18 protein-coding genes and 1 pseudogene are annotated in these 23,651 nt (G+C 70.3%); 2 read left to right on the top strand and 17 right to left on the bottom strand.

Annotation, left to right across the window (positions count from 1 at the left end; all coding sequences use genetic code 11):
- The first annotated feature begins 38 nt into the window (after positions 1 to 38).
- Positions 39 to 806, top strand: a complete 768-nt coding sequence (locus QN152_07800) for a nucleotidyltransferase family protein (protein MDR7539417.1) — start codon at positions 39 to 41, stop codon at positions 804 to 806.
- Between the two features lie 3 nt (positions 807 to 809).
- Here the strand turns inward: QN152_07800 and dtd are convergent, their stop codons facing one another.
- The 9 genes from dtd to secD all read right to left on the bottom strand — a co-directional run bounded on the left by dtd (position 810) and on the right by secD (position 12,515).
- The gene (gene dtd, locus QN152_07795) at positions 810 to 1,271 is read right to left on the bottom strand and encodes a D-aminoacyl-tRNA deacylase (protein MDR7539416.1); all 462 of its coding nucleotides are present in this window, start codon (positions 1,269 to 1,271) and stop codon (positions 810 to 812) included.
- 54 nt (positions 1,272 to 1,325) lie between these two features.
- Positions 1,326 to 2,429, bottom strand: a complete 1,104-nt coding sequence (locus tag QN152_07790) for a DUF763 domain-containing protein (GenBank protein ID MDR7539415.1) — start codon at positions 2,427 to 2,429, stop codon at positions 1,326 to 1,328.
- A 47-nt stretch (positions 2,430 to 2,476) separates the two neighbouring features.
- Positions 2,477 to 3,652 (bottom strand): aminotransferase class I/II-fold pyridoxal phosphate-dependent enzyme, encoded by a 1,176-nt coding sequence (locus tag QN152_07785; GenBank protein MDR7539414.1) that lies wholly within the window; start codon positions 3,650 to 3,652, stop codon positions 2,477 to 2,479.
- The gene (locus QN152_07780; GenBank protein MDR7539413.1) at positions 3,598 to 4,053 is read right to left on the bottom strand and encodes a nuclear transport factor 2 family protein; all 456 of its coding nucleotides are present in this window, start codon (positions 4,051 to 4,053) and stop codon (positions 3,598 to 3,600) included. The genes QN152_07785 and QN152_07780 overlap by 55 nt, the downstream gene beginning before the upstream one ends.
- 85 nt (positions 4,054 to 4,138) lie before the next feature.
- On the bottom strand, positions 4,139 to 6,343 hold the full coding sequence (locus QN152_07775; GenBank protein MDR7539412.1) for a bifunctional (p)ppGpp synthetase/guanosine-3',5'-bis(diphosphate) 3'-pyrophosphohydrolase: 2,205 nt from the start codon (positions 6,341 to 6,343) through the stop codon (positions 4,139 to 4,141).
- Positions 6,344 to 6,362: 19 nt separating this feature from the next.
- Positions 6,363 to 9,854: a single-stranded-DNA-specific exonuclease RecJ gene (gene recJ, locus QN152_07770; GenBank protein MDR7539411.1), complete on the bottom strand. Its 3,492-nt coding sequence runs from the start codon at positions 9,852 to 9,854 to the stop codon at positions 6,363 to 6,365.
- A gap of 45 nt (positions 9,855 to 9,899) precedes the next feature.
- Positions 9,900 to 10,190, bottom strand: a complete 291-nt coding sequence (locus QN152_07765) for a LapA family protein (protein ID MDR7539410.1) — start codon at positions 10,188 to 10,190, stop codon at positions 9,900 to 9,902.
- Between the two features lie 4 nt (positions 10,191 to 10,194).
- Positions 10,195 to 11,169: a protein translocase subunit SecF gene (secF, locus tag QN152_07760; protein ID MDR7539409.1), complete on the bottom strand. Its 975-nt coding sequence runs from the start codon at positions 11,167 to 11,169 to the stop codon at positions 10,195 to 10,197.
- Between the two features lie 11 nt (positions 11,170 to 11,180).
- Positions 11,181 to 12,515, bottom strand: a complete 1,335-nt coding sequence (gene secD / locus QN152_07755; protein MDR7539408.1) for a protein translocase subunit SecD — start codon at positions 12,513 to 12,515, stop codon at positions 11,181 to 11,183.
- 151 nt (positions 12,516 to 12,666) lie between these two features.
- Here secD and QN152_07750 point away from each other — a divergent pair, with 151 nt between their 5' ends.
- Positions 12,667 to 13,689, top strand: coding sequence for a DUF72 domain-containing protein (locus tag QN152_07750; protein ID MDR7539407.1), 1,023 nt, complete (start codon positions 12,667 to 12,669; stop codon positions 13,687 to 13,689).
- Positions 13,690 to 13,759: 70 nt separating this feature from the next.
- On the opposite strand, the pseudogene QN152_07745 reads toward QN152_07750, so the two are convergent.
- The 8 genes and pseudogenes from QN152_07745 to QN152_07710 all read right to left on the bottom strand — a co-directional run bounded on the left by QN152_07745 (position 13,760) and on the right by QN152_07710 (position 23,639).
- Positions 13,760 to 15,019: pseudogene (locus QN152_07745) on the bottom strand (DNA polymerase domain-containing protein).
- A gap of 871 nt (positions 15,020 to 15,890) precedes the next feature.
- On the bottom strand, positions 15,891 to 16,217 hold the full coding sequence (locus tag QN152_07740; GenBank protein ID MDR7539406.1) for a hypothetical protein: 327 nt from the start codon (positions 16,215 to 16,217) through the stop codon (positions 15,891 to 15,893).
- Between the two features lie 42 nt (positions 16,218 to 16,259).
- Positions 16,260 to 16,895 carry a hypothetical protein gene (locus QN152_07735; protein ID MDR7539405.1) on the bottom strand — a complete coding sequence of 212 codons (636 nt, stop codon included), beginning with the start codon at positions 16,893 to 16,895 and terminating at the stop codon, positions 16,260 to 16,262.
- 95 nt (positions 16,896 to 16,990) lie between these two features.
- Positions 16,991 to 18,262: a PAS domain-containing protein gene (locus QN152_07730; protein MDR7539404.1), complete on the bottom strand. Its 1,272-nt coding sequence runs from the start codon at positions 18,260 to 18,262 to the stop codon at positions 16,991 to 16,993.
- A 249-nt stretch (positions 18,263 to 18,511) separates the two neighbouring features.
- The gene (locus QN152_07725) at positions 18,512 to 19,618 is read right to left on the bottom strand and encodes an HD domain-containing protein (GenBank protein MDR7539403.1); all 1,107 of its coding nucleotides are present in this window, start codon (positions 19,616 to 19,618) and stop codon (positions 18,512 to 18,514) included.
- Positions 19,608 to 20,666, bottom strand: coding sequence for a response regulator (locus QN152_07720; GenBank protein MDR7539402.1), 1,059 nt, complete (start codon positions 20,664 to 20,666; stop codon positions 19,608 to 19,610). The genes QN152_07725 and QN152_07720 overlap by 11 nt, the downstream gene beginning before the upstream one ends.
- Entirely contained in the window at positions 20,647 to 23,235 is a 2,589-nt protein-coding gene (locus QN152_07715) for a PAS domain S-box protein (protein ID MDR7539401.1), read from the bottom strand. Before QN152_07715 ends, QN152_07720 begins: the two co-directional genes overlap by 20 nt.
- The gene (locus tag QN152_07710; protein ID MDR7539400.1) at positions 23,232 to 23,639 is read right to left on the bottom strand and encodes a response regulator; all 408 of its coding nucleotides are present in this window, start codon (positions 23,637 to 23,639) and stop codon (positions 23,232 to 23,234) included. The genes QN152_07715 and QN152_07710 overlap by 4 nt, the downstream gene beginning before the upstream one ends.
- Between the last annotated feature and the right edge of the window lie 12 nt (positions 23,640 to 23,651).

Genomic DNA, 23,651 nt, shown 5'->3' with positions numbered 1-23,651 from the left:
GGCAAGGCCGGGAGCCCCGAGGAGGCGGAAGGGCGGGGGTGGCCCAGCCCGCGGGACGGGGAGCCAGGAGAGGTCCGCCCCCGGCGGGAATACACCTCTTCGGGATGCAGGCCGTTATCCTGGCAGGTGGACGCGGCGAGCGGCTGCGCCCCTTCACCGCCGACCGACCCAAAGCCATGGTGGAGGTGCACGGCGCTCCGCTGCTGGCATACCAGCTCCGCTGGTTGCGCGGCCAGGGCGTGACCGACGTGGTCATCGCCTGCGGGTACCGCCACGAGGTGATCGTCAACTTCTTCGGCGACGGCGCCGCCTGGGACCTGCGCATCGCCTACTCCGTGGAAGAAGAGCCTCTGGGGCGCGGGGGAGCCCTGAAGCAGGCCATGCGCACCTTGCCGGCGGCTACCGCTCCGTGGCTGGCCACCAACGGGGATGTCATCACCGACCTGCCTCTGGCCCCGGCGCTGGACCAGCACCGCAGCCACGGTGTCCCCGCCACAGTGGTGGTCACGCCATTCCGCAGCCCGTACGGGATCGTGGACGTGGACGCCCGCAACCGGGTGGTGGGGTTTCGGGAGAAACCCGAGCTCCCCTACTGGATCAACGCCGGGATCTACCTCTTCTCCCCCGAGGTAGTACCCCTGCTGCCGGAACGCGGCGACCATGAGGACACCACTTTCCCCCGCCTGGCCGCCGAGGGACGTCTTGGGGCCTACCGCTCACGGGCGTTCTGGCGCGGGGTAGACACGGTGAAGGACCTGGCCGAGGTGGCCAGGGCCCTGCAGGAGAACCCCTTTCTCCGCCCCTGACCGTCAGCGGCCGATCCCCTGCATGCGCTCGCGCTCCAGGAGGATGGTCACCGGACCGTCATTGTGGATTTCCACCAGCATGACAGCGCCAAATCGGCCTGTGGCCACCGGCACCCCCAGCGCGCGCAGCGCCTGGTTGAAGGCCTCGTAGACCGCCTCCGCCTGGGGGCTGGCGGCGGCCTCCACGAAGGACGGCCGACGGCCCCTGGAGATGTCACCGTAGAGGGTGAACTGGGAGACGCTGAGCACCGCGCCCCCCACCTCCAGCACCGACCGGTTCAGCCTGCCGGTCTCGTCACCGAAGATGCGCAGGTTGGCCACTTTCTCCGCCAGCCAGCGGGCCTCTGCCGGCGTGTCGGTAGCCCGCACCCCTACCAGGACCACCAGCCCTGGACCGATGCTGGCGGCCACCTCTCCCTCCAGGCGCACCGCCGCCTGCCGCACCCGCTGCACGACCAGGCGCATCTGACTCGGCTAGGCTGCTGGAGGCCACACCGCTTGAGAGTTTCCGGACACGTTCTAGGCCGCGCCCAGCGTGTGCAGGCGGCGGATGGCCCCCAGCCGTTCCGGCTCCCCCAGGCGGGCCCGGCGGACGGCATCTTCCAGAAGGGCGATGGTCCGATCGTAGGTGGTCCGGTCTACGGGGAAGGGATGGCCGTCTTTGCCCCCGTGGGCGAAAGCGAACCGGGCCGGATCGCGCCAGGAGGGTGGAGCGCCGGCCAGCACCTCCGAGAGGAGGGCCAGCGCCCGAAGCGTGCGGGCACCCACCCCGGGCAGGCCCAGCAGGGCTTCAAATGTTGAGGCCTGAGCCTGGTAGGTACGCAGCAGAGCACCGGCCAGGCGTTCCGGGTGGATGTCCGTCCACTCCACGGCGTGATGTACGGGCAGCCGCAGGTCGGGCGTTGGGAGCTCTGCGGCCGGCGAACGGATGCGGGCCAGCTCGGCCAGCAGGCGCTGTGGCGGCTCGCTGGCCAGGGTGGTGATAGCACTGCGGGCGGCTGCGCTTTCAGCCGCCACCAGGTTCAGCACCGGACCGGTGTGGTCGCAGCAAATGGCGGCGTGAGGCTCGCAGACGAAGCTCTGCACCGCCTCACCCAGCCAGTGGTACCGCCTGGCCGTCCGATCGGCCGGCCGCATTCCCTGCTGGACCACCCCCCAGGCGCCCTCCCGGGTGAGGAAGAAGGTGTGGTGGTAGAGCTGGTAACCGTCCTGCAGGGCGTTGTTATCCACTTTGGCTGCCAGGCGGCTGGCGTAGACCAGGGGAGCTGGGTCCAGCCCGAACCGCTCTCCGTAGGCGGACAGCTCCCAAGGCGTGTGCCGGGAGGCAGCCCCCTTCCCTCCGGCCACCAGGAGGCCCAGCGTCCCTTCGGTGCCCTTCAGCCCTTCTTTGAGGGCGCCGCAGACCGTGGTGGTCACCCCACTGCTGTGCCAGTCGAATCCCAGCAGGCAGCCGAAGGCCTGGAACCAGAAGGGGTCTGCCAGGCGGCGCAGGACACCCGCGGGGCCGGCGTCCTCCACCAGCGCCTCCACCACGGCCCGCGCCAGCCGCACCATGCGGGCAAACAGCCAGCGCGGAGCCCGCCCGCCGTGAAGGGGAAGGGTGGCGGTGCCGGTGCGGCGCATGCTTTACCCCCCGCCGGCCCGAGACTTTGGTCTGCCCGCGGCCCGCCTCACCGCGCCATCTCCACGCGCGCCCGCTGCAGCCGCTCTCCTGCCCGGGCCAGGGTCTCCTTCCGCTTGGGGAAGGCGAAGCGGAGGCAGGACCGCCCCAAAGCCTGGGTATGGTAGAAGGAACTGCCGGGGACCGCGGCCACTCCTACATCCATCACCAGACGACGGGCGAAGGTGACGTCGTCCTGGCTGCTCAACCCGCTGAAGTCGGCCATCACGTAGTAGGCCCCCTGCGGCCTGAAGGGGCGGAATCCCGCCGCAGCCAGGATCTCCATCATCAGGTCCCGCCTGGCCTGGTAGGCCGCCGCCAGGTCGCGGTAGTAGCTTGGCGGGAAGCGCAGCCCGGTGACCGCTGCCTGCTGGAGCGGGGCCGCCGCCCCCACCGTGAGGAAGTCGTGTGCTCGCCGGATGCCGTCGCTGATTCGGGGGTCGCGGGCAATTGCCCAGCCCACCCGCCAGCCGGTGACGCTGTATGTCTTGGATACGCTGTTGACGGTAACCGTGCGCTCGGCCATACCTGGCAGGCCGGCCAGGCTGAGGTGCCGGGCCCCATCATAGAGGATGTGCTCGTAGACCTCGTCGGTGACGGCCACCGTCCCGAAGGTGCGGCAGAGGTCGGCCACCAGCTCCAGCTCCTGGCGGCTGAACACCTTGCCCGTGGGGTTGTGCGGGGTGTTGACGATGACAGCTCGGGTGCGCCCGCCGAAGGCGGCGCGCAGTTCCCCCGGGTCGAAGGCGAATCCGGAGTGGTCGAGGTGGAGCCGCACAAACCGGGGCACCGCCCCCGCCAGCAGGGCGTCGGGGACGTAGTTCTCGTAGAAGGGTTCGAAGATGATCACCTCGTCTCCCGGGTCGAGCAGCGCCAGCAGGGTGGCCATCATCGCCTCGGTGGCCCCGCAGGTGACGGTGACATGCCGGTCCGCGTCGACTTCTACACCGCTGTCCCGGGCGAACTTCTCGGAGATGGCCGCCCGCAACGGCGGCGCCCCCCAGGTGATGGCATACTGGTGGACGCCCTCGCGCAGGGCACGGATGGCGGCGTCCACCAGCTCCGGCGGAGGGTCGAAGTCGGGAAAGCCCTGGGCCAGGTTGATCCCCTGGTGGAGCGCACTCAACCGGGTCATCTCCCGGATGACCGACTCGGTAAAGAGGCCCACACGCGCCGCAGTGCCCATTCACCCTCCTCCCAGGAGCTGCCGCACCAGGTCGCGGGAATCGTAGTAGACCCGGTGTCGGCGAATCTTGCCCTCCGCCACCTCCAGGAAGACAGCGAACCCTGGCGGTAGGTCCGCCGCGGTCCGGGGATCCGCCCGGGAATGCGCAGGTGCAGGGTGCGGTGCCGGCCCTGGGCGATCCCCTCCGCCGCCACAACCTCCCCCGCAGCGACCACGCGACGCAGGGTGATCTCCTCCTCCCAGTCCTGAAAGAATCGGGAAAACGCCTCGCGGATGGCCCGCTGTCCCTGGATCAGGGGACTGGCCGGGAACTCCAGGACGGCGTCCTCCGCGTACAGGGCCATCAGCGCGTCCAGGTCGCGATGGTTGAGGGCCGCCACCTGGCGCTGGGCGACCTGCACCGGATCCCGCCTTGCGCCCCGCCCTCCCACCTCCGCCCGCCCCCCAGGAGCACGTCCGGGAGATCTCCCACGGCACGCCCCGGGGCTAGCCCGGGAGGACCCGCTCGACGTTGAAGACATCGGCGACCTGCCCCACCCGCTGCAGCACGCCGCGCAGCTGCTCCACGTTGCCCACGTCCAGCACCAGGTTCACCACCGCCACCCTGTCCTTGCGCACGCGGGCGTTCACCGAGACCACGTTGGTGCGGGATTCGGCGATGGCCGCCAGGATGTCCTTGAGCAGCCCCACCCGGTCGAAGGCTTCCACTTCCACCTCCACGGGGTAGCAACCGTCCTGCAGCGCCTCCCACTCCACGTCCAGCAGCCGCTCCGGGTGTTGCCGCAGGAAGGCCATGTTGGGACAATCTTCCCGGTGCACGGCCACCCCCCGGCCCCGCGTTACGTAGCCGACGATGCGGTCGCCGGGCAGGGGGGTGCAGCAGCGGGAGAAGCGCAGCAGGGCATTGTCCACGCCGCGGACACGCACGCCCCTCCGCGGCCGCAGTGCCGCGGGGACCGCCGCCTCCGCTGGAGCCGCCCCTTCGCCCGCCGCCTCCTCGCCCCGCAGCGCCTGCACCACCTGCAGCAACGACAGGTCGCCGTTGCCCACGGCAGCCAGCAGCTCCTCCTCGCCGGGCAGTCCGAACCGGCGCACCACCTCCCGCAGCCGTTCCCCCTTGGCCAGTGCCGCCGCAGCCGCGCCGCCGCTGCGGCGCAGCTCCCGCTCCAGCAGCTCCCGGCCGCGCTCGATGTTCTCCTCACGGCGCTCGCGCTTGAACCACTGCTTGATCTTGGCCTTGGCGTTGCTGGTAACAACGAAGGTGAGCCAATCGCGGCTGGGGCCGGCGCTGGTCCTGCTGGTGATGATTTCGACGATGTCTCCCGTGTGCAGGCGGTGCGAAAGCGGGACCAGCCGGCCGTTCACCCGGGCGCCGCTGGCGCGGTGCCCCACCTCGGTGTGGATGCGGTAGGCGAAGTCGATGGGGGTGGCTCCGGCGGGCAGGTCGACGACGTCGCCCTTGGGCGTGAAGACGAAGACCTCGTTCTGGAAGAGGTCCAGCCTGACGGACTGGACAAAGGCCCGCGCGTCCTGCACCTCCTGGTGCCATTCCAGGAGCTGGCGCAGCCAGGAGAGCTTGCGGGCGAACTCCCGCTCCTCCGGCCGGCCCTCCTTGTACCGCCAGTGGGCGGCGATGCCGTACTCCGCCTCGTGGTGCATCTGGTGGGTGCGGATCTGGATCTCCAGCGGCTCCCCCTCATAGATGACGGCGGTGTGCAGGGATTGGTAGCCGGTAGTCTTGGGATTGGCGATGTAGTCGTCGAACTCCCCGGGGATGGGCCGCCACAGGGCGTGCACCACTCCCAGGGCGGCGTAGCACTCCTGCACGGTGTCCACGACGATGCGCACCCCTAGCCGATCGTAGATGCGAGCCACCGACGCCCCGGCGTACTTGGGCCGTTGCATCTTCTGCCAGATGCTGTAGATGTGCTTGGGCCGGGCGCTGATGTTGTAGCGCTCCACCTTGATCCCGGCCCGGTTCAGCTCCCGGTGCAGCACGTCGATGACCCGGTCCAGGTGGCTGGTGGCCGCCGCCTGGGCCAGCTGGGTAGCGATCTCGTCATAGGCCTGAGGGTGCAGTTCGCGGAAGGCCAGGTCCTGCAGCTGCGCCGTGATCTGGCCGATGCCCAGCCGCTCCGCCAGCGGCGCGTAAATGTCCAGGGTCTCCTGGGCGGTGCGCTTGCGCTTCCACTCCGGGAGGTACTGCAGGGTGCGCATGTTGTGCAGCCGGTCGGCCAGTTTTATGAGGACGATACGGATGTCGTTGGCCATAGCCAGGAACATCTTGCGCAGGCTCTCCGCCTGCCGCTCCTCCCGACTCTGCCACTCGATGCGGCCCAGCTTGGTCACGCCGTCCACCAGGGCGGCGATCTCGCCGCCGAAACGCTCCTCCACCTGCGCCAGGGTCACGCCCGTGTCCTCGGCGACGTCGTGCAGCAGGGCGGCGGCGATGGTCACGGGGTCAAGGCGCAGTTCGGCCAGGATGGTGGCGACGGCCAGGGAGTGGTGGACGTATGGCTCGCCGGAGGCGCGGACCTGCCCGCTGTGGGCCGCTTCGGCGAAGAGGTAGGCCTCGCGCAGGATGTCCAGATCTGCCCGGGTGAAGTGCGCGCGCACCCTGGCTATCAGGTCCTGCGCCTCCTTCGGCAGGTCCTGGAAGACGTGCTGGCGGCGCTGCTCCAGCCACTTCATCTCTTTGCACTTTAGGGTATCACGGCGGGGCGCCGCGTGCGACGGGCGCGGCCAGCGTCTGCAGGATGGCGGAGGCGGGCCCGAACGCCCACGGCAGCATGGCCTCCAGGGCGGCCCGCTCGCGCATCCCCTCGGCGAACCAGACGGAGGCCGACAGCTCCCGGCGGGCGGCCACCACCGGCTCCAGGCGCCATCGGCCATCGGCCTCCTCCCGCTGAATCACCCCGACCTCCGCCAGGATCTCCAGCGCCGCCTCCGTGGCCACGGGGGACCAGCCAGATGGCTGGAGGAGGCGGTCCAAGGCCTCCCCAGGCCAGACCAGCGCCTCCTGGGGCGCGTCCCGGAGCAGACGGTAGAGGTCCGCCAGCCGGGCGCGCGGGGGAAACTGCTCGTCCAGGCGGGCGCGGGCGCGGACGACATCTTCCTGACTGTAGGCCAGGACCGTCGAGGCGGCCCTCCCCGACAGTCCGGCCAGCGCGGCTACCTCCACCAGCTCTCCGCGGCTGCGTGGGAGGCCGGCCAGGATCACCCGGGTGATGTCGCCGGGGGCAAAGAGCTCCGGAAACGCCGCTGTGGTCACCAGGAGGGAGATCCCGCCGTCCAGGAAAAGCTGTTCCAGGACGCGGCGCACGCGGACGGGGAGGCGGCCGTGGTAGTAGGCCACGGCAGGACCCATCCTCTGGCGTAGCCGGTCGGCCAGCGCCACCGCCTCAGCGGCTTCGGGCAGGAAGACCAGTGTCTTCTCCCCCTCGGGCGGCCGCCCGATCACCGCTTCCAGATCCGCCCCCCGCCGGTCGACCAAGCGCAGGTTGGCCCGCACGTGCCTCTCGTCCACCGCGGCGGGTACCCCTGGGCCCGACCCCTCCCAGGCGAAGCGGACCAGCACCTGCGTGCCTGCCCACGATGACCCAACCCGGGAAGGCAAGCCGGCACCGCTAACGACCACTACTGCCGGAGGCGGCTCCGGCAGGCCGCCCCGGCACAGCCATTCCTCGCTGGCCAGGAGGATGTCCGCCCTGCCCTCCTCCAGCGCCCGCAAAGTGCTCTGCCGCCTCCGCAGGGGCAGGGCGCCGTGGGCCCGGTAGGGACGAAATCCTGCCTCGCGCAGCAGCGGCGCATAGACCTCGTACCAGCGGTCCACCAGGGTGGCCAGGGGGAGGGCGAGGACCGCCGGCCGCCCGCGTCGCACGGCCAGCGCTGCGGCGGCGAGCACCGCGGTGGCCGCGCCGCGCCGCCCGGGGCCCAGCGTCGTGGTCACCTCCGCTTCCTCCAGGGCTGCCAGGAGCAGCCGCATCTGCACCTCGCGCAGAGATTGTCCGGGGTGGAGGTAGAGGCGCAGGCGGTCGATAAGTTCCGCGGGGGGAAGCTGCCGCCAGGCCATCCACAGGAGCCGATCCACCGTCGCTTCCCCGTCGTCCCGCTGCACGAAGATGTTCAGGCCGTACGAGCGCTCGCCGCCTCCGGTGACCTGCGAGGCGGTAGCCTGGTAGCGGGTCCCCGCGTCCATGGAGGGGGCGAGCCGCCCGGCCAGACGGGCGCTCAGGTAACCCAGGTGCTGGCCATCCTCGGTACATACGGCGACGGCGTGCGGGTCGTGCGGGTTGGCCGGCTCACGGACCAGGCGCAGCCGCTGACCCGGACGCACGTGCGGGATGACGCTCTGCCGTCCCTCGAAGGTCACGCCGGCGACCTTGGTGTGGAAGGACACTGCCTCCTCGACGCCGCGTAGCTCCCCACCGAGGTAGTCCGGGGCGCGGGCGAAGAGGCGCTCCACCAGCAGCCGGCCGTCGGCAAGCACCGCATCCAGGTCGAGCCCGGGAGCACTCAGGTCCCGCAGAACCAGGGAGACCTTCTCCTGGTCGTCCCAGCGCTCCAGCTGCAGGCTCCCGGCGACGTCGAGGCGGGCCCCGGTGAAGGCCAGGACCTCCGCCACATCCCCCCGGGCAAAGCCGATGGCGTCGATGAAGCTGTGCCCGTCGGTGAGCCCCAGCCGCAGGTGCCCCTCCCCCACCACCCGGGTGGCCGCCGCCCGCACCCCGCGCACGGCAAAAACCGGCTCCGGGTTGCCCGGGCCAAATGGCGCCAGACGTTCCAGCTCCCTGGCCAGGTCCAGCGTCAGATCGCCCAGCGCCAGCTCGGCGTCGATTTGGATGGCGGGGACGAGGTCCTCCGGCCGCAGCCGACGGCCCGCCTCCTGGAGAAATCGACCGCGGAAGGCCTCGATCTGACCGGGGGCGATGGTCAGTCCCGCGGCCATGGCGTGCCCCCCGTAGCGCTGCAGCAGGCCGGCACACGCGTCCAGGACATTCACCAGCGGCAGCGCCTCGATGCTCCGGGCCGATCCCCTGCCCACCTCCCCCTGCACCGCGATCACCACGGCCGGCCGGCTGTACCGTTCCACCAGGTACGAGGCTACGATTCCGATGACGCCAGGATGCCACCCCTCCCCCGCCACCACCAGGGCAGGCGCGTCGGCCCACCCCTCCCCCTCCACCTGGGCCGCGGCTTCAGCCAGGACCTGGTCGGTCAGGTCCTGGCGGCGGCGGTTCTCCTGGTCCAGCATCCGCGCCAGGTCCGCGGCCTCCACGGGATCGTCGGTTAACAGCAGGGTAACTGCCGCGCGGGCGTCGCCCATCCGCCCCGCGGCGTTCAGCCGCGGTGCCAGGGCGAACGTAACGTCCCGCGGCCTGACCCGGCCACACAGGCCGGCCTCCCGAAGCAGCGCGCCCAGCCCCACCGAGGGGGCGGTGGAGAGGCGCTCCAGCCCCCGACGGGCCAGAATGCGGTTGTCACCCACCAGCGGAACCACGTCGGCCAGCGTGCCCACCGCTGCCAGGTCCACCAGCTCCTCCGGAAGCCGGTGCATCCCCGCCTGTTCCCACACAGCCCGCACTACCTGGTAGGCCAGGCCGCAGGCGGCGAGGGGAGTGACCGGCGGCTGGCCGGGGCGGGTGGGTGCGACCACAGCCCAGGCCGGGGGTAGCAGCTCTCCCGGTTCGTGGTGGTCGAGCACAATCACCTCGAACCCCCGCGAGGCGGCGTACCTCACCTCCTCCACCGCGGTGATACCGCAGTCTACGGTGACCAGCAGCCCCGGGGCTTCCAGACAGCCGACCGCCTGCGCGCTGAGGCCGTAGCCCTCGACCTCCCGCCTGGGGATGAAGAACGCCACCTCCGCTCCCAGCGTCCGCAGGCCGCGTACCAGGATCGCCGTGGCGGTCACCCCGTCCGCGTCGTAGTCGCCGTAGACGGTCAGGAGCTCGCCGTGGCGGACGGCCTGCAGAATACGGCCGGCGGCCCGGGGCAGGTCGAGCAGTACCGCCGGATCGCTCAGGTCCGCCAGGTCGGCCCGGAGGAACCGTTCTGCCGCCGCCGGATCGGTCAGGCGGCGGTGCAGCAGGAGCTGGGCGGCTGGCAGGCTGAGGTGGAGAGCGCGGGCGAGAGAGGCCGCCTGCTCCGGATCCGGCGGACGCAGGATCCAGCGGGTCGCGGAAAGCGCGCTAGGGACCAAGGAGGCGGCGCTCCCTTTGCCCGCCAGTATAGCAGGCCGTGGCGGCTAGGAGCGCGGCGCGGAACCGGGTGCCTGGCCGGAGGTGGCCCTTTCCCTTTCCCACTCCCGCAGGCGCGCCTCCGCCGCCCGCAGGCGCCCCCGCAGGGCGCCGTGAGAGACAACGCTGGCCACGTAGACGATCAGCCCCCCCAGCACCGCGGCACCGATCACCGCCAGTGCCAGGGTCGTAGAGAGCGACCAGGCCACAAAGCGCAGGGTGACGGTCGAAGGGTTCTGCAGGGCGAAGATGGTCGCCGCCGCCAGCAACAGCACCCCCAGCGAAATCAGCCCGCGCACGCTGCTACCTCCGCCGCCGGCTGCGGCGCCGCCGCGCCGGAAGAGGGCTCTCGCCCACCGCCGCCAGCTCGGGGACGGCGGCACTCTCCGCCACCTCTGCAGGCCGGCGCTGCCGGCGCTCACTTATCCGCTGCCACTCCACCAGGATCGGGCTGGCCACGAAGAGGGAGGAGTAGGTGCCGGTAACCACCCCCAGGCCCAGGCCGAAGACGAAGTCCCGCAGTGTCGGGCCGCCGAAGAAGTACAGGAGGACCAGCGCCACGATGGCCCCAAACCCGGTAGTCAGCGACCGCACCAGGACCTCCAGGATGGAGCGGTTGACCAGGCGCTCGAATGGCTCCCGCAGCCGCAGGTTGACGTTCTCCCGGATGCGGTCCAGGATCACCACCGTGTCGTTGATGGAATAGCCCACCACGGTGAGGAGGACGGCGACGAATGAGGAATCGACCTCCCGCCGGGTGAGGGCGAAGACGCCCACCACCACCAGCAGGTCGTGCACCAGGGCCACGTCCGCGGCCAGGGCGAAGCGCAGGGAACGGAAGCGCATGGTGATGTAGACCACCTGCAGGAGGAGGCCGATGACCACCGCCTGGATGGCCCGCTGCCGCAGCTCCCGGCCGATGGTGGGGCCCACGCGCTCCGCGCGCAGCACCTCTGCGCCGCCGTACTCCCGGGCGAAGGCGGCTTCCAGCCGGGCCGTCTGCTCCTCGTCCAGCGGCCTGGTGCGCACCAGCACCTCCCGCGGCCGGTCGGCGGACTTCTGGATGACGGCGTCCTCATGGCCAAACGGCCGCAGGGTGGCCCGCACCTGGTCCAGGGAGGCGTCTGTTCCCAGGCGCAGGTTGAGCAGGGTGCCGCCGGTGAAGTCGATGCCGAAGTTGATGCCCCAGGTGGCCAGGGCCAGCGCCCCGGGGAGAACGACCAGCAGGGAGAGGAGGTAGCCCCAGCGCCGGTTGCCGATGATGTCCCAGGCGCGCACTCTGTCCCTCCTCACAGGCCGAAGCGGAGGTAGCGGTCCAGGGGGGGCCGGGCAGCTGCGTCCACCAGCATGCGGGTGATGACGATGGCGGTGAACATGCTGATCAGCACCCCGATGAACAGGGTGGTGGCGAAGCCCTTGATGGGCCCGGTACCCAGCACGAAGAGGACCGCCGCGCCCACCAGGGTGGTCACGTTGGAGTCGAGGATGGCGCTCCAGGCCCGCTCCCACCCGGTCTGGATGCCGGCGCGCAGGGTTTTGCCGGCGCGCAGCTCCTCCTTGATCCGCTCGAAGATGAGCACGTTGGCGTCGATGGCCATGCCCACGGAGATGATGAAGGCGGCGATGCCGGGCAGGGTCATGGTTGCGCGCAGGGTGGCCAGCGCGGCGAAGAGGAAGAGAGCGTACAGCACTAGCGCCGCGTTGGCCAGCACGCCGGGAAGCCGGTAGAGGGCGATCATGAAGGCGATGATCAGCACCACGGCGATGGCGCCGGCGCGCAGGCTCAGATCCAGCGAGTCTCGCCCCAGGGAGGGCCCGATGGTGCGTCGCTCCACGACCTCCACGGGAACCGGCAGGGCGCCGGCGCGCAGCAGCACCGCCAGCTCGCGGGCTTCCTCCAGGGTGAAGCGGCCGCTGATCTGGCCCGAGCCGCCGGTGATCCGGCTCTGGATCACCGGTGAGGAGATCACCCGGTTGTCCAGGACGATGGTCAGGTACTGCCCGATGTGGCTGCCGGTGAACTCCTCGAACTTCTTCGCCCCGGGCCCTTTGAACTGAAAGGTGACGATGGGTGCGCCGGTTCTCACCTGGCCCTGCTCGAAGGCGGCACGGGCGTCAGCTAGATCCGCCCCGGTGACCACCACCTCTTTCTTCAGAGGGATAGTCCGCTTCTCCGGCCCGGGAAGGGTTACCTCAGTCCCCGCCTCGTTCCAGGTGGCCCCCTCGGGCAGTGACCGGGCCCCCGTATTCACAAACTCCAACAGCGCCGTTTGCCCGATGACGCGCAGCGCCCGCTGGGGGTCTTCGATGCCGGGCAGCTCCACGATGATGCGCCGCTCCCCTTCGCGCTGGATCGTGGGCTCTACCACGCCCAGCTGGTCGATCCGGCGGCGGATCACTTCCAGGGCAGCGTCGACCGCCTCGCGAGTCACCGGCACCTCCGGGGTCTGGCGCGCCTCCAGCACGATGTGGCTGCCGCCCTGCAGGTCCAGCCCGAGGTTGACCTGGAGGCGGGGCGGCTGCAGGTAGGGCCGCCAGCCCCGCAGGCCAACAGGCGCGGCCGCCAGCTGCACCGCCACCAGAACCAGCAGCACTACTGTGATCCGCCCGAAGAGACGCAGCACGCTATCCTCCGCAGAACACAAAAAAAGACGCTAGCCACTCCGGCATCCTTCCTCCGAGCCTGCCGGCCGGTTCATTATACCCGCCGTCCCCCGCGGGGAGGAACCCTTCCCCATTGAAAATCTCGCCCGCCGTAATACCATTAGAGCCGATATGGGCCCAGTTCCCGATGCCGCCGGTGCTCCCGCGGCGCCCCTGGTCTATCACGGTTGCGAAATCTATACAGGGACCTGCTCCTGGGCTGACCCCGGCTTCGCGGGCGAGTTCTACCCCGAAGGGGTGCGCACCCGGCCCCGCGCCCGGCTGCGCTACTACGCCAGCGTCTTCCCCACCGTAGAGGTGGACGCCTCTTACCACGCGCTGCAGCCGGCGGAGCGGGCGGTGCAGTGGGCGGAGACCGTCCCGCCCCCGTTCGTCTTCAACGTCAAAGCCTTCGCCTGGCTCACCTGGCACGACAGCGACCCGGCGCGCCTGCCCCGGGGGATCTTCCCGCTGCTGCCCAAACCGCTGCAGGTGCTGAAGAGCCTCTCCCCTATGCGCCTGCCCGAGGAGATCCTCACAGCGGTGTGGGACTACTTCGCCGCCTTCGTGGACGCGCTGCGCCTGCGGGAGCGGCTGGGGTACGTCCTCTTCCAGTTCCCCAAGGGGCAGGGCTTCACCCAGGAGCTCTTCCACTACCTGGATGCCTGGGCCCTTTATCTGGAGAACTGGCCCGTGGCCATCGAGGTGCGGCACCGGGAGTGGCTGGAGGGCAAAGCCCGGCGCACTCTGCTGGGCTACCTGCGGGAGCATGGCTTCGCCCACGTCATCGCCGACCTGGCGCCGGTGCGCTACCTCCCTGCCCCCCTGGTGGAGACGACCACTGACTGGAGCCTGGTCCGGTTCCACGGACGCAACCCGGCGCTGGCGGAGCATGGCGTCTCCACGGCCCGGGCCTACGACTACCTGTACTCCTCCGATGAGCTGCGCCCCTGGGTAGAGACCGCAGAGCGGCTGGCCGGCGACGTGCGCCGGCTCTATCTGATGTTCAACAACCACTTCCGCGGGAACTCTGCCCGCAACGCGCGGGAGCTGCAGATGATGCTGGCGCAGCGCCTGCGCCTGCACGGCCCCGCGGCGCACCTGGTGGGGCCGGAGGCCCCCCACGCCGAATCGGACCTGACGGCGCGGGAGTGACGGATTCCCGCAGACGGCGCCACGAGTAGCCGAAGGGCTCCAGGACGGTCCCGGCGGCGCGGAGTAGAAGCTCGGCGTAGTAGTCCCTATCGTAGGACCACGCCGGCCCCAGCAGGGTCAGGGGGCGGACGCGGTCTTCCGGGTTCCTGGCGTCTGTGTCTGTGACCACGTACTGCACCGCCTCGCCGGGATGGAGGTGAATCCCGCTTCGGGCCAGCATCCGCGCGGCCAGGGCGATCGGGTGGTTGCTGCGATACGCCTCCGGCCTCCGGGAGATGGTGGCGGTGAGGGCCAGGTCCCAGGGACGGATATGGCCCTCCCGCACCCGCAGCAGCGCCCCCTCCAGCACCGCCAGGATCTCCGGCAGCCTCTCCTGCAGGGCCGCCACCGTGGGTGCGGCAAACATCTCCTGCAGCATCCGCGCCTGCATCTCCTCCACCAGCGGCGGGACGTCGGAGCGACGCACCTCAATGCCGCGCACCTTCGTGCTTCCGTCGGTGAAGACGCCCATATAGCGATTGGGGACGCCCACACCGGGATGCGTTTTGGAGGGAAGGAAGGCGATCCAGCGGTAGACCCCCTCCACGAAGATCGGTAGCTTCGTGGCCGCCTGGATCTCCCGGGCCAGGGTCTCGTACGCAGCCGGCCCCGCCCCCGGCCGCTGCAGCCACATGGAATCCACGATGGCGTGCAGCATGCGGAATCCCCGGGCCTCCGCCACCTCCTTGGCCTGCAGCAGCATCTCGCGGGCGTAGGCGGTGGTGGCCTCGTGCGCTTCGATGCGCCCGTAACGGGCGTTGCGATACCCCAGGTAGCCGAATGACGTGACCAGGCACCACTTCAGCGCCGTCTGCCGCTGGTCGTAGATCGCCCGCTCGCCGCCACTGGCCTCCCGCTTTCGCCGCTTGTAGTACGCCCGCCGCTCCAGAAGGTGGTCCAGCACCTGCGGCACCAGACCGCGGCGCCGCCGGCAGACCGTGTGCCCGATCTCGGGGACGACCTCTCCCGTCCGGCAGCAGGAGCAGTTGACGGTCTCCGGCGAGATGTTGAACCGCGCCATGATCGTGGGATACATGGAGGAGAAGTCCAGCTCCCCCACACCCTCGTAGACGCCGACCAGCGGCTGGTAGGTGAGGCCCCCCTTGTCCGCCAGCAGCAGCTCGGCTGCGGTCTTGAAGGCCTCCGGTTCGCTCTTGTGCCAGGGCACCAGGATGTGCTGCTGCACGGCGCGGGCCAGCTGCATGGAGGAGATGGCTGTGCCCGTGGAGGTGCGGGCCAGACGCTGTACCGGCAGGCGGGCCAGACGGGCGATCTCCAGCAGGCCGGCCATCTCCGACTCGCTATAGATGAAGGAGTTGCGCAGGTCCAGGTGCCACCGCCCGTGAAGGAGGTGGGCGCCGGCGGCGTACACGGTCCTGCCGTAGGTGAGGTACGACCGTCCGCGGCGGCGGGCGACCCTGGCGTGCGGGTCCCGGTTGAGCAGCAGCGGTTGCCCCGTCTGCCGGCTGAGCCGCAGCAGCCGCGGCAGCAGGAAGGTGTCGCCCCACTCCGAGAGCAGGACGTCGGGGTCATAGCGGGAGAGCATCCGGTTGAGGCTGCGGACGGCGTCCTCCGGACGTTCTCCGCTCAGCACCACCTCCTCCCCCTCCACCGCCACCACCAGCTCCCCGCGCCATCCGTGATTGGGGTTAACCGGGTCGCCGTCGAGGCGCAGCCGCATCACCACCAGCGGGGGAAGCGTGTACTCCAGGTCCTCCGGACGGGACCGCGGAATTGCCTCGCGCAGCACGCCGTCCTCCGCCACCAGGTCGTACTCGCCGAGGGGAAAGAAGTCGCGCTCATAGAGAAACAGCTGCGCGGGACTGAGGTCGCAGGTGTAGAGGGTGAGGGGGCGCAGCGCGGCCGCCTGCCGCACGGCCGCCGAGAAGTGCAGCGGGCGACGCACCGCCACACGGAGCACCGGGAGCTCGGCGCCGCTGAAAAGCTCCCGGCGGACCACCGGGGTCAGGTCCGCAGGGATACCCCGCGCCTCCAGGAGAGGGCCCAGGCGGTCCAGTGCCCTCCGGGGACCCGCGGCGTAGAAGGCCGGATGGTATTCCGCCAGCAGCCGGTGGGGATGGCCCTCCGCGTCGAGGAACCACAGGACCATCCCCTCGGCGGCAGGGTAGAGGTCGAAGAGCCAGCCCCGCACCGGTCCCGCCTCACGGCCCCCGAGCACGTGGGGGGTGGGGAGCAGGCACGGCCCCGGAGGCATAGGGAGCGGGGAGGATAGGCACCTGCTCCAGCTCCGCCAGACGGCGCTGCAGCCCCACCACCGCCTTCCCCAGCTCCAGCAGCATCGCCAGCAGGATCACCTCGAAGGGGGAGGCATGCGACTGGTAGGCGGCGGGCGCGGCGTGGTGCCGGGCCGCGGCAAAAAGGAGGTCAAAGACCTCCTGGTCCTCCCTGCGCAGGGCGCGGCGGAACCGGCTGAAGCTGGCCGCCTCCTGATCGACCACCTGCGTCATTGTGGCCACGGTTCGTCCCATCCTCAACCTCCCTTCATCGCCACCGCCGGGCCATAAGGACGCCTACGGGCTGCCACACCCGGGTGGGCCCCCCGCCCCTGCGTCGATCCGCCACCCCTCCCCCTCCACCGTGACCCGGAGGAGGAGCCGCGCCCGCCGCTTCACCTGAGGCAGGAAGTGCTCGCGGCCCGGCGGAGGACGGGAGCTGTCGGGGCAGGCGGCGACCACGGTCCAGGGCCACTGCAGCACGCGGTCAAGCGCGCTCAGGATCCGGCGGAAGACGCGCTCCGCCTCCTCCCTTGGGAGCTCTTCATCGAGCAGCGGCTCCAGCGGCCCCGACAGGAAGAGGCCGGAGGGGGCGAGCCGGTCCCGCAGGTGCGGGAGTCGCTCCTCCAGCAGCGCCTCCAGCTGATAGCAGGTGAAGATCCGGGAGATGCAGATCCGCTCGAGCAGGCACTGCGGCTCCAGGTCCTGCCGGCGGGCTAGGTCAGCGATCAGGTAGGGGTCAAAGGCATTGGCTCCGTCAACGACGAGCAGCGGGCGTCCGGTGGCCGTCCCCCGAAGCGCCAGCAGCAGCCCCACGGTGAGGCAGGCATCCTGGCCGGTGAGCACGACCAGCCCTGGGGACGATGGCGACTGTCCTAGAGGCGACGGCCACAGTCCCCGAGCCGATGGCCACAGCGACAGCAGGTCCCGCATGCTTTCCGGCTCCCGTCGGCATTTCCATTATGTCGAACATGTGTTCGCATGTCAAGGGAGGACACTCCCCCTGGCCCGGATCTGTCTTGGGGATCTTACCAGGAGATCTGCCCGGAAAGAGAGCCGCCCGCGGGGCGGCGCGCCGCCTCCAGGGCCAGGCGCAGCTCCTCGGTCCGCACCCGCTCCGTCACGTCCAGAGCCACCCCCGTGGTCCCGCCGATGGAGCCGTCGGCAGCGCGCAGGGGCTCCACGTGCGCCTGGTAGGCCCGCCCACCCCACTTCATCTCGTACGCCGCGGACTTGCCTTCTAGCGCCTCGCGGTGCGCGGCCACGGCGGGGAGGCGCGGGTCGCCGGTGCCGAAGACCTCGTACAGGGTCCTGCCGACCAACTGGTTGGGACGAAGGCCCAGCACCGCCAGTCCCGCCCCCAGGAAGGAGGTGAACCGCATCTGTCTGTCGGTGGTCCAGACCAGGGCGGGGATCTGGTCGACCAGCAGGCGGAGGCGGGCCTCGTTTTGCCGCAGGACTTCCTCCGCCTTCCGCCGCTCGGTAACGTCCTCCAGCATGCCCTCGTAGGCCACCACGTGCCCGTGGTCGTCCCGCACCTCCCGGGCGTTATCCCGCACCCAGATCACCGAGCCATCGAAACGCCGCAGCCGGGCGATGAAGTCCCGCACCATGCCGCGCTGGGCCATGGTTGCCATCCACAGTGCCCGGGCATCGGGGTCGACGTGCAGTGTTGTGGCAGTCGCGGCCAGCAGGGAGTCCCGGTCGGGGTAGCCCAGCATCTCCACCAGAGCCTCGTTGGCATCCAGGATCCGCCCGTCGGGGGCGGCGCGGTAGAGGGGCACGGGCACCCGCTCAAAGAGAGCGCGGTAGCGCTCTTCCCGCAGGCGCAGCTCCCGCATCAGGCGGGTACGCATCCGCGCCTTGGCCCGTGCCTGGCGAAAGGTCTCCCGCGCCAGCAGTGCCGAGGTGGCCGCGATGACGAAGATAAAGCCTACACGGACCAGCACCTCCGGCAGGTTGTCCCCCAGCTGCCCCAGCGACCAGAGCAGGACCATGTAGCTGGCCGCGTAGACCACCGCGGCCACGGCCGTCTCCCGCAGGTTGAAGCGCAGCGCCACCGAGACTACCGCGGCGTAGATGGCCACGTAGAACGGGGAGTGGAACCCGCCGGTGGCCAGGAGCCAGAGCATGGTGAACAGGGCGTCGGTAATCGAGATGAAGTAGCTGGAGACCAATTGCGGCAGGCGCAGGTAGGGCTGGACGATGGGCACGGAGAGGCCGTAGAGCCAGGCCAGCCCCAGGAGCAGGTAGGCCAGGGGAGCCACTCTCCCCTCCCGCTCCAGGGCGGTGATGTACACGGAGGTCCCCAGGGCGACGACGGCCAGCCGGACCCAGATCGCGCTGCGTTCGGCGCCTCGCGCCTTCCGCTGGTCGAAAGCCCCCGTGGTGACCCCTCCCCCGCGACACCGGCGGCGCGTTCGGCCCCGCCGGCGGATGTCCCCTGGCTACTCCGGTATATGCCACTGCCGCGGTCTTTTAGACCTGCGGGAGCTCCTTGTAGACCTGCGGGAGTTTGTGACAGGCGCGTGAGCCCAAGCCGGGCTGTCCTATCGCCGCGGGTCCAGCATCGCCTGCTCCCGCTGGAGGAAGGCGGACAGGTCGAAGGGACGGTCCACCTGCACCTGTGGGCCCACCAGGGAGGCCAGAGCGTCAACCACCTGCAGGTCCCACTGCTTCCCCGCTCCGTCCACCAGGATCTCCCACACCTCCTCCGAGGAGAGCGCGAGACGGTACGGCCGGTCGGCGCTCATGGCGTCGAAGGCATCCGCTACGGCCACGATGCGCGCCTCCAGCGGAATGGCCTCACCACGCAGCCCCTGGGGAAAGCCCCCGCCGTCCCATCGTTCGTGGTGAGAGAGGGCGATCCGCTGGGCCATCTGCAGGACGGGATGCCGGCTGCCCGCGAGCATGGCCGCGCCCAGGGACGTGTGGCTCTGCATCACCGTCAGCTCCTCGGGCGTCAGGCGGCCCGGCTTCAGCAGGATGGACTCGGGAATGGCAATCTTCCCCAGATCGTGCAGCGGGGCGGCCAGCCGCACCATCTCCACTTCGGCCTCCCCCAGGCCAAGGGCGCGCGCCAGGAGGGCGGAGGCCTGGCCCACGCGCTTCACGTGCTCGCCGCGTGAGAGGTCGTCACGGTATTCCGCCACCAGGGCCAGCCGCTCCAGTGCTTCCACGTCCAGCGCCACCACCCCCTCCGCACGGGATGCCGCGGACTCTTCCAGGAATGGCCCGGGCCCGCGTTCCTGCAGGCGGCGGAGGCGGGCCTCCAGGAGGGCGCGCACCCGCAGCGGCAGAGCGGCAGCGTCCACGGGTTTGGCCATGAAGTCGCTGGCCCCCGCCTCCAGCACGGTCTCCCTGACCCCAGGCCCGTCATCTGCTGTGACAATGAGGATGGGGACCCCTTCGGCGGCGAGCAACGCCCGGGTCTGGGCCAGGACCTCCAGGCCGCCGGCGTGGGGCATGTGCAGGTCCAGCAGGACCAGATCGGGTCGGAAGGTCCGGATCAGCGTGCAGACGGTCCGGGGATCGTAGGTGCTGCGCAGGTTGGTCCACCCGCAGGCGCGCAGCAGGCGCTCCAGCAGGCGGACGCTGGCCTTCTCGTCGTCGACGATGAGGATGCGGGCCTCCTTCAGCAAGCTCTCATCCAGCATAGACACCCTCCACTGGCCGCTGCGCGGACATGACGGTGGCAAACGCCCGGACGAGCCGTTCCTCCCACTGGGTCCCTGCGCCCGCCCACAGCAGGGCCCAGACCTCCTCCTGGGAGAGCGACGAGCGGTACGGCCGGCCGGAGGTCATGGCGTCGAAGGCATCGGCCACGGCCACGATCCGTCCGGCCAGCGGGATCTGCTCCCCGCGCAGTCCGCGCGGGTAGCCCAGGCCATCCCACCGCTCGTGGTGGGTGAGGGCGATCTCCTCGGCCAGCTGCAGGAGGGGGAAGCGGCTGCCGGAGAGGATCCTGGCGCCGATGACGGTGTGGGCCTTCATCATCTCGAACTCCTCCACCGTAAGCGGGCCTGGCTTGAGGAGGATCCCGTCGGGAACGCCGATCTTGCCGATGTCGTGCAGGGGGGCGGCCCGACCGATCAGCTCCACCTGGTCCTGAGGAAGGCCCAGCGCCCGGGCCAGCAGGGCGGCGGTCTGGCCGACGCGCCGGGTGTGCTGCCCGGTGGCGTCGTCGCGGTACTCGGCGGCCAGGGCCAGACGCTCCAGGATCTCGAGGCGCGCCTCCTCCAGCTCGCGGGTTCGCTCCCGCACCCGCTCCTCCAGCAGGCGGTTATGCTCCTGGAGCTGGCGGTGCAGGCGCCGGGTCTCCAGGAGGTTGTGGACGCGCAGCAGGACCTCCGTGGCATCGAAGGGTTTGGTCAGGAAGTCCTTGGCCCCCGCCGCCAGGGCCCGCCGTTTGGCCTGTGCGGTGATGTCGGCGGTAAGGACAACGACCGGCAGGTAGTCCCCCGAAGGGATGTGGGGCCTCAGGCGCTCCAGCACTGCAAAGCCGTCCAGGTAGGGCATGTGCAGGTCCAGCAGGATCAGGTCGGGAGAAAGAGCCTGGTGCAGCGGGAGGACCTGACGCGGATCCGTGGTGCTGACCACACCGCTGTAGCCGGCCTGCTCCAGCAGACGCCTGAGCAGCAGGACGTTGGTCTCCTCGTCGTCCACCACAAGGATGACTGCGTCCTTACGTGACTGGTCCGGCATGACGTCCCTTCACCCGGCGCAACGCCTCATCCAGGGTGCGCAGCAGCTCCTGGATCTCCACGGGCTTGCGCAACAGGCCCGCGGCTCCTATGGCCAGGAGGCGTTCTGTCTGTCCGCTGCTGGAGTCGGCGGTGATAACGATGACCGGGATAAACCGGGTTCGCGGGTCGGCCTGCAGGCGGCGGAGGACCTCCTCCCCGGAGAGGTCGGGCAGGTGCACATCCAGCAGGATCAGGTCTGGGCGGTGCTGCCGGGCCAGGTCCAGCCCCATCCGGCCCTGCATGGCGGCCAGCAGCCGGATCCGCGGCCGGTCCTCCAGAATGCGCTGCAGCAGCTCCACGTTGGCCAGGTTGTCCTCGATGTGCAGGATGGTCCCGCCAGCGACACCGAGGGCCTCCTCCCCGGGGGGAGGGAAGGGCTCTTCCCACATGCGCTCCCCGCGCTGCGGAGAGCTCTCGGCCAGGGGCAGCTCCACCCAGAAGGTGCTGCCCTTCGCCACCACGCTCTCCACACCCATCTCCCCGCCCATCACCTCCACCAGCCCCTTGGAAAGGGCCAGGCCGATGCCGGTCCCCTCCACCCCGGTCTGCTCGGCCCCCAGGCGGGCGAAGGGGACGAAGACCTGGTCCAGCTTCTCCGGGGGAATCCCCCGCCCGGTGTCCCGCACGCTGAGACGCAGCCAGCCGTGGCGGGAGGGCTCGCAGGAGACGGTGACGCTACCGCCGGGGACGTTGTACTTCACGGCGTTGGAGAGGAGGTTGAGCAGCACCTGCTTCAGGCGCTGCAGGTCGGCCAGGACGAAGGCGTCACCGTCTGTGGCCTCGGTGCCCAGGCGGACGCCCCGCTGCGCCGCCAGGGGGGCGATGAGGTCCACTACCTCCTGCAGGACCCCCGCGGCGTGCACCGGCTCCGGGGAGAGGGTCAGCCGCCCGGCCTCGATGCGGGAGATGTCCAGCACCTCGTTGATCAGCTGCAGCAGGTGCCGGCCGCCCTGCAGGATGTGGGCCACGCTCTCCCGCTGCTCTGGCGGCAGCGGTTCCATCTCCAGCAGCTGGGCGAACCCCAGAATGGCGTTCAGCGGCGTGCGCAGCTCGTGGCTCATCCGGGAGAGGAACTCACTTTTGGCCACGCTGGCCCGCTCGGCCTCCTCCTTGGCCCGGTGCAGCTCGGCGGTGCGCTCGGCCACCCGCTGCTCCAGCTGGGCGTTCAGGCGGCGGATCTCCTCCTCCGCCTGCTGCCGTGCGGTGACGTCTCTGGCGGTGGAGACGAAGTACATGATGCTCCCGTCCCCGTCCAGGACAGGTGTGATCGTCTGGTCCGCGTAGAACACCTCACCGTTCTTCTTTCTGTTCATCAATACTCCGCGGAAGACCTTACCGGCGAGAATCGTCTTCCAGAGCTGCTCGTAAACCCGCGGATCATTTCCCTCGGCTTTGAGGACCCGGGGAGTCCGCCCGATAACCTCTTCCCTGGCGTAACCGGTCACGTCTTCAAAGGCACCGTTGACGTACTCAATCGCACCATCCCGACTGGTGATCATCACCAGGTCCGCCGTCTGCTCCAAGGCCCGGGAGAGCTTGCGCACCTGCTCCTCCGCCAGGAGGGCCTCTGTGACGTCGTGGATGTACAGCCGCAGGCGATCACGGCCCGTCGGGTACACGAACCGCTGGTAGAACGTCTCGCCCACCTTGGTCACCCCGGTGAGCGACCCCTTGCCACGATCCCCCAGCTCCGCCAGCAGATCCGGCAGGTCCGCCAGCAGGGGGTGCTGTCGGCCGGCGGCCCGCAGGTCGGGAAGCTGCACCGAGGCCTGGGGGTTCATGTAGGTGATCTTCCCGGAGAGGTCGGTCTCCACCACCGGATCGGGATTCTGCTCGGGAAAGGAGGCCAGAGCGGAGAAGCGACGGCTGACCCTGCTGACCAGCGCGGAGCAGGAGGCGTAGAGTAGGGCGAAGGCGGCCGCCGCTCCTCCCCAGACCAGCCGCCTGATCCTGTCGATTCTGGCCTGCAGCGGTGCGAAGCTGCGGTAGACCTCGTAGACCCCGGCCACCCCGGCACGGTCGGGTAGCGTGACCGGCACGTAAACCTCCAGCAGCCGCCGGTGGTTGCGCTCCAGCGCGTTCTCCGCCTTCTCCAGCCCGCTGACCTGGTGGACCAGGCGGCCCTGCAGGGCATCAGCCAGCCCGCTGTTCTCCTGCAGAGGATACACCCGGCCGATCAGGTCCGCCGCGTCCGCGTAGACGACCTGGCCGCGGGCATTCCACACCTTGATGCGCACGATGTCCGCCCCGTCCACCACCCGGCCCACAAGTGCCCGCCAGGCAGCCACCCGCATCGGAGTCGGCAACGCGAAGTCCTCCGCCCTCACCTGGGGGGTGATGAGCAGCTGCACCACCCGGGCGGCCTGGCGGGCGGCGTCGTCCAGGGCATCCTGCACCATCTGCCTGCTGACCACCCAGGCGAAACCCGCGGCCACCAGCGCCGTCAGCAGCAGGGCCAGCAGAGTGAACTGCCCCAGCAGGGTGGCGCCGGCCCACCGGATCGCTGCGGTAAGGCGCTGTGGCCTCATTCCCCTTCCTCCAGCGCCTGCCGCAGGACGGCCATGAATGCCCGGACGTCCAGGGGCTTGGTCAGGTAGTCCCGCGCCCCCAGGGAGAGCAGGCGCGCCCGCTGTACCGGGGTAGCGTCGGCGCTGATGACCACGACGGGGATGCTGGCCAGCGGCCCCTCACTCTTCAGCCGGCGGAGGACCTCGTCGCCGGAGAGGTCCGGCAGGTGGACGTCCAGCAGGATGACCCGGGGATGGTGCTGCTGGGCCAGGTGCAGGCCCTCCTGCCCCCGGGTAGCAGTGAGCAGGCGCAGGTCCGGCTGGCGCGCCAGGATGCGTTGGACCAGCTCCAGGTTGGAGAGGTTGTCCTCGATGTAGAGGACGGTTCGTGCACCGTCGGGACTGGGGGCGGATGCCGGGGCCAAGGCCGGTTGCCT

This window comes from Armatimonadota bacterium (genome assembly GCA_031459715.1).
Classification (GTDB): domain Bacteria; phylum Sysuimicrobiota; class Sysuimicrobiia; order Sysuimicrobiales; family Humicultoraceae; genus Humicultor; species Humicultor tengchongensis.
This window is presented reverse-complemented; position numbering and strand designations above follow the sequence as displayed.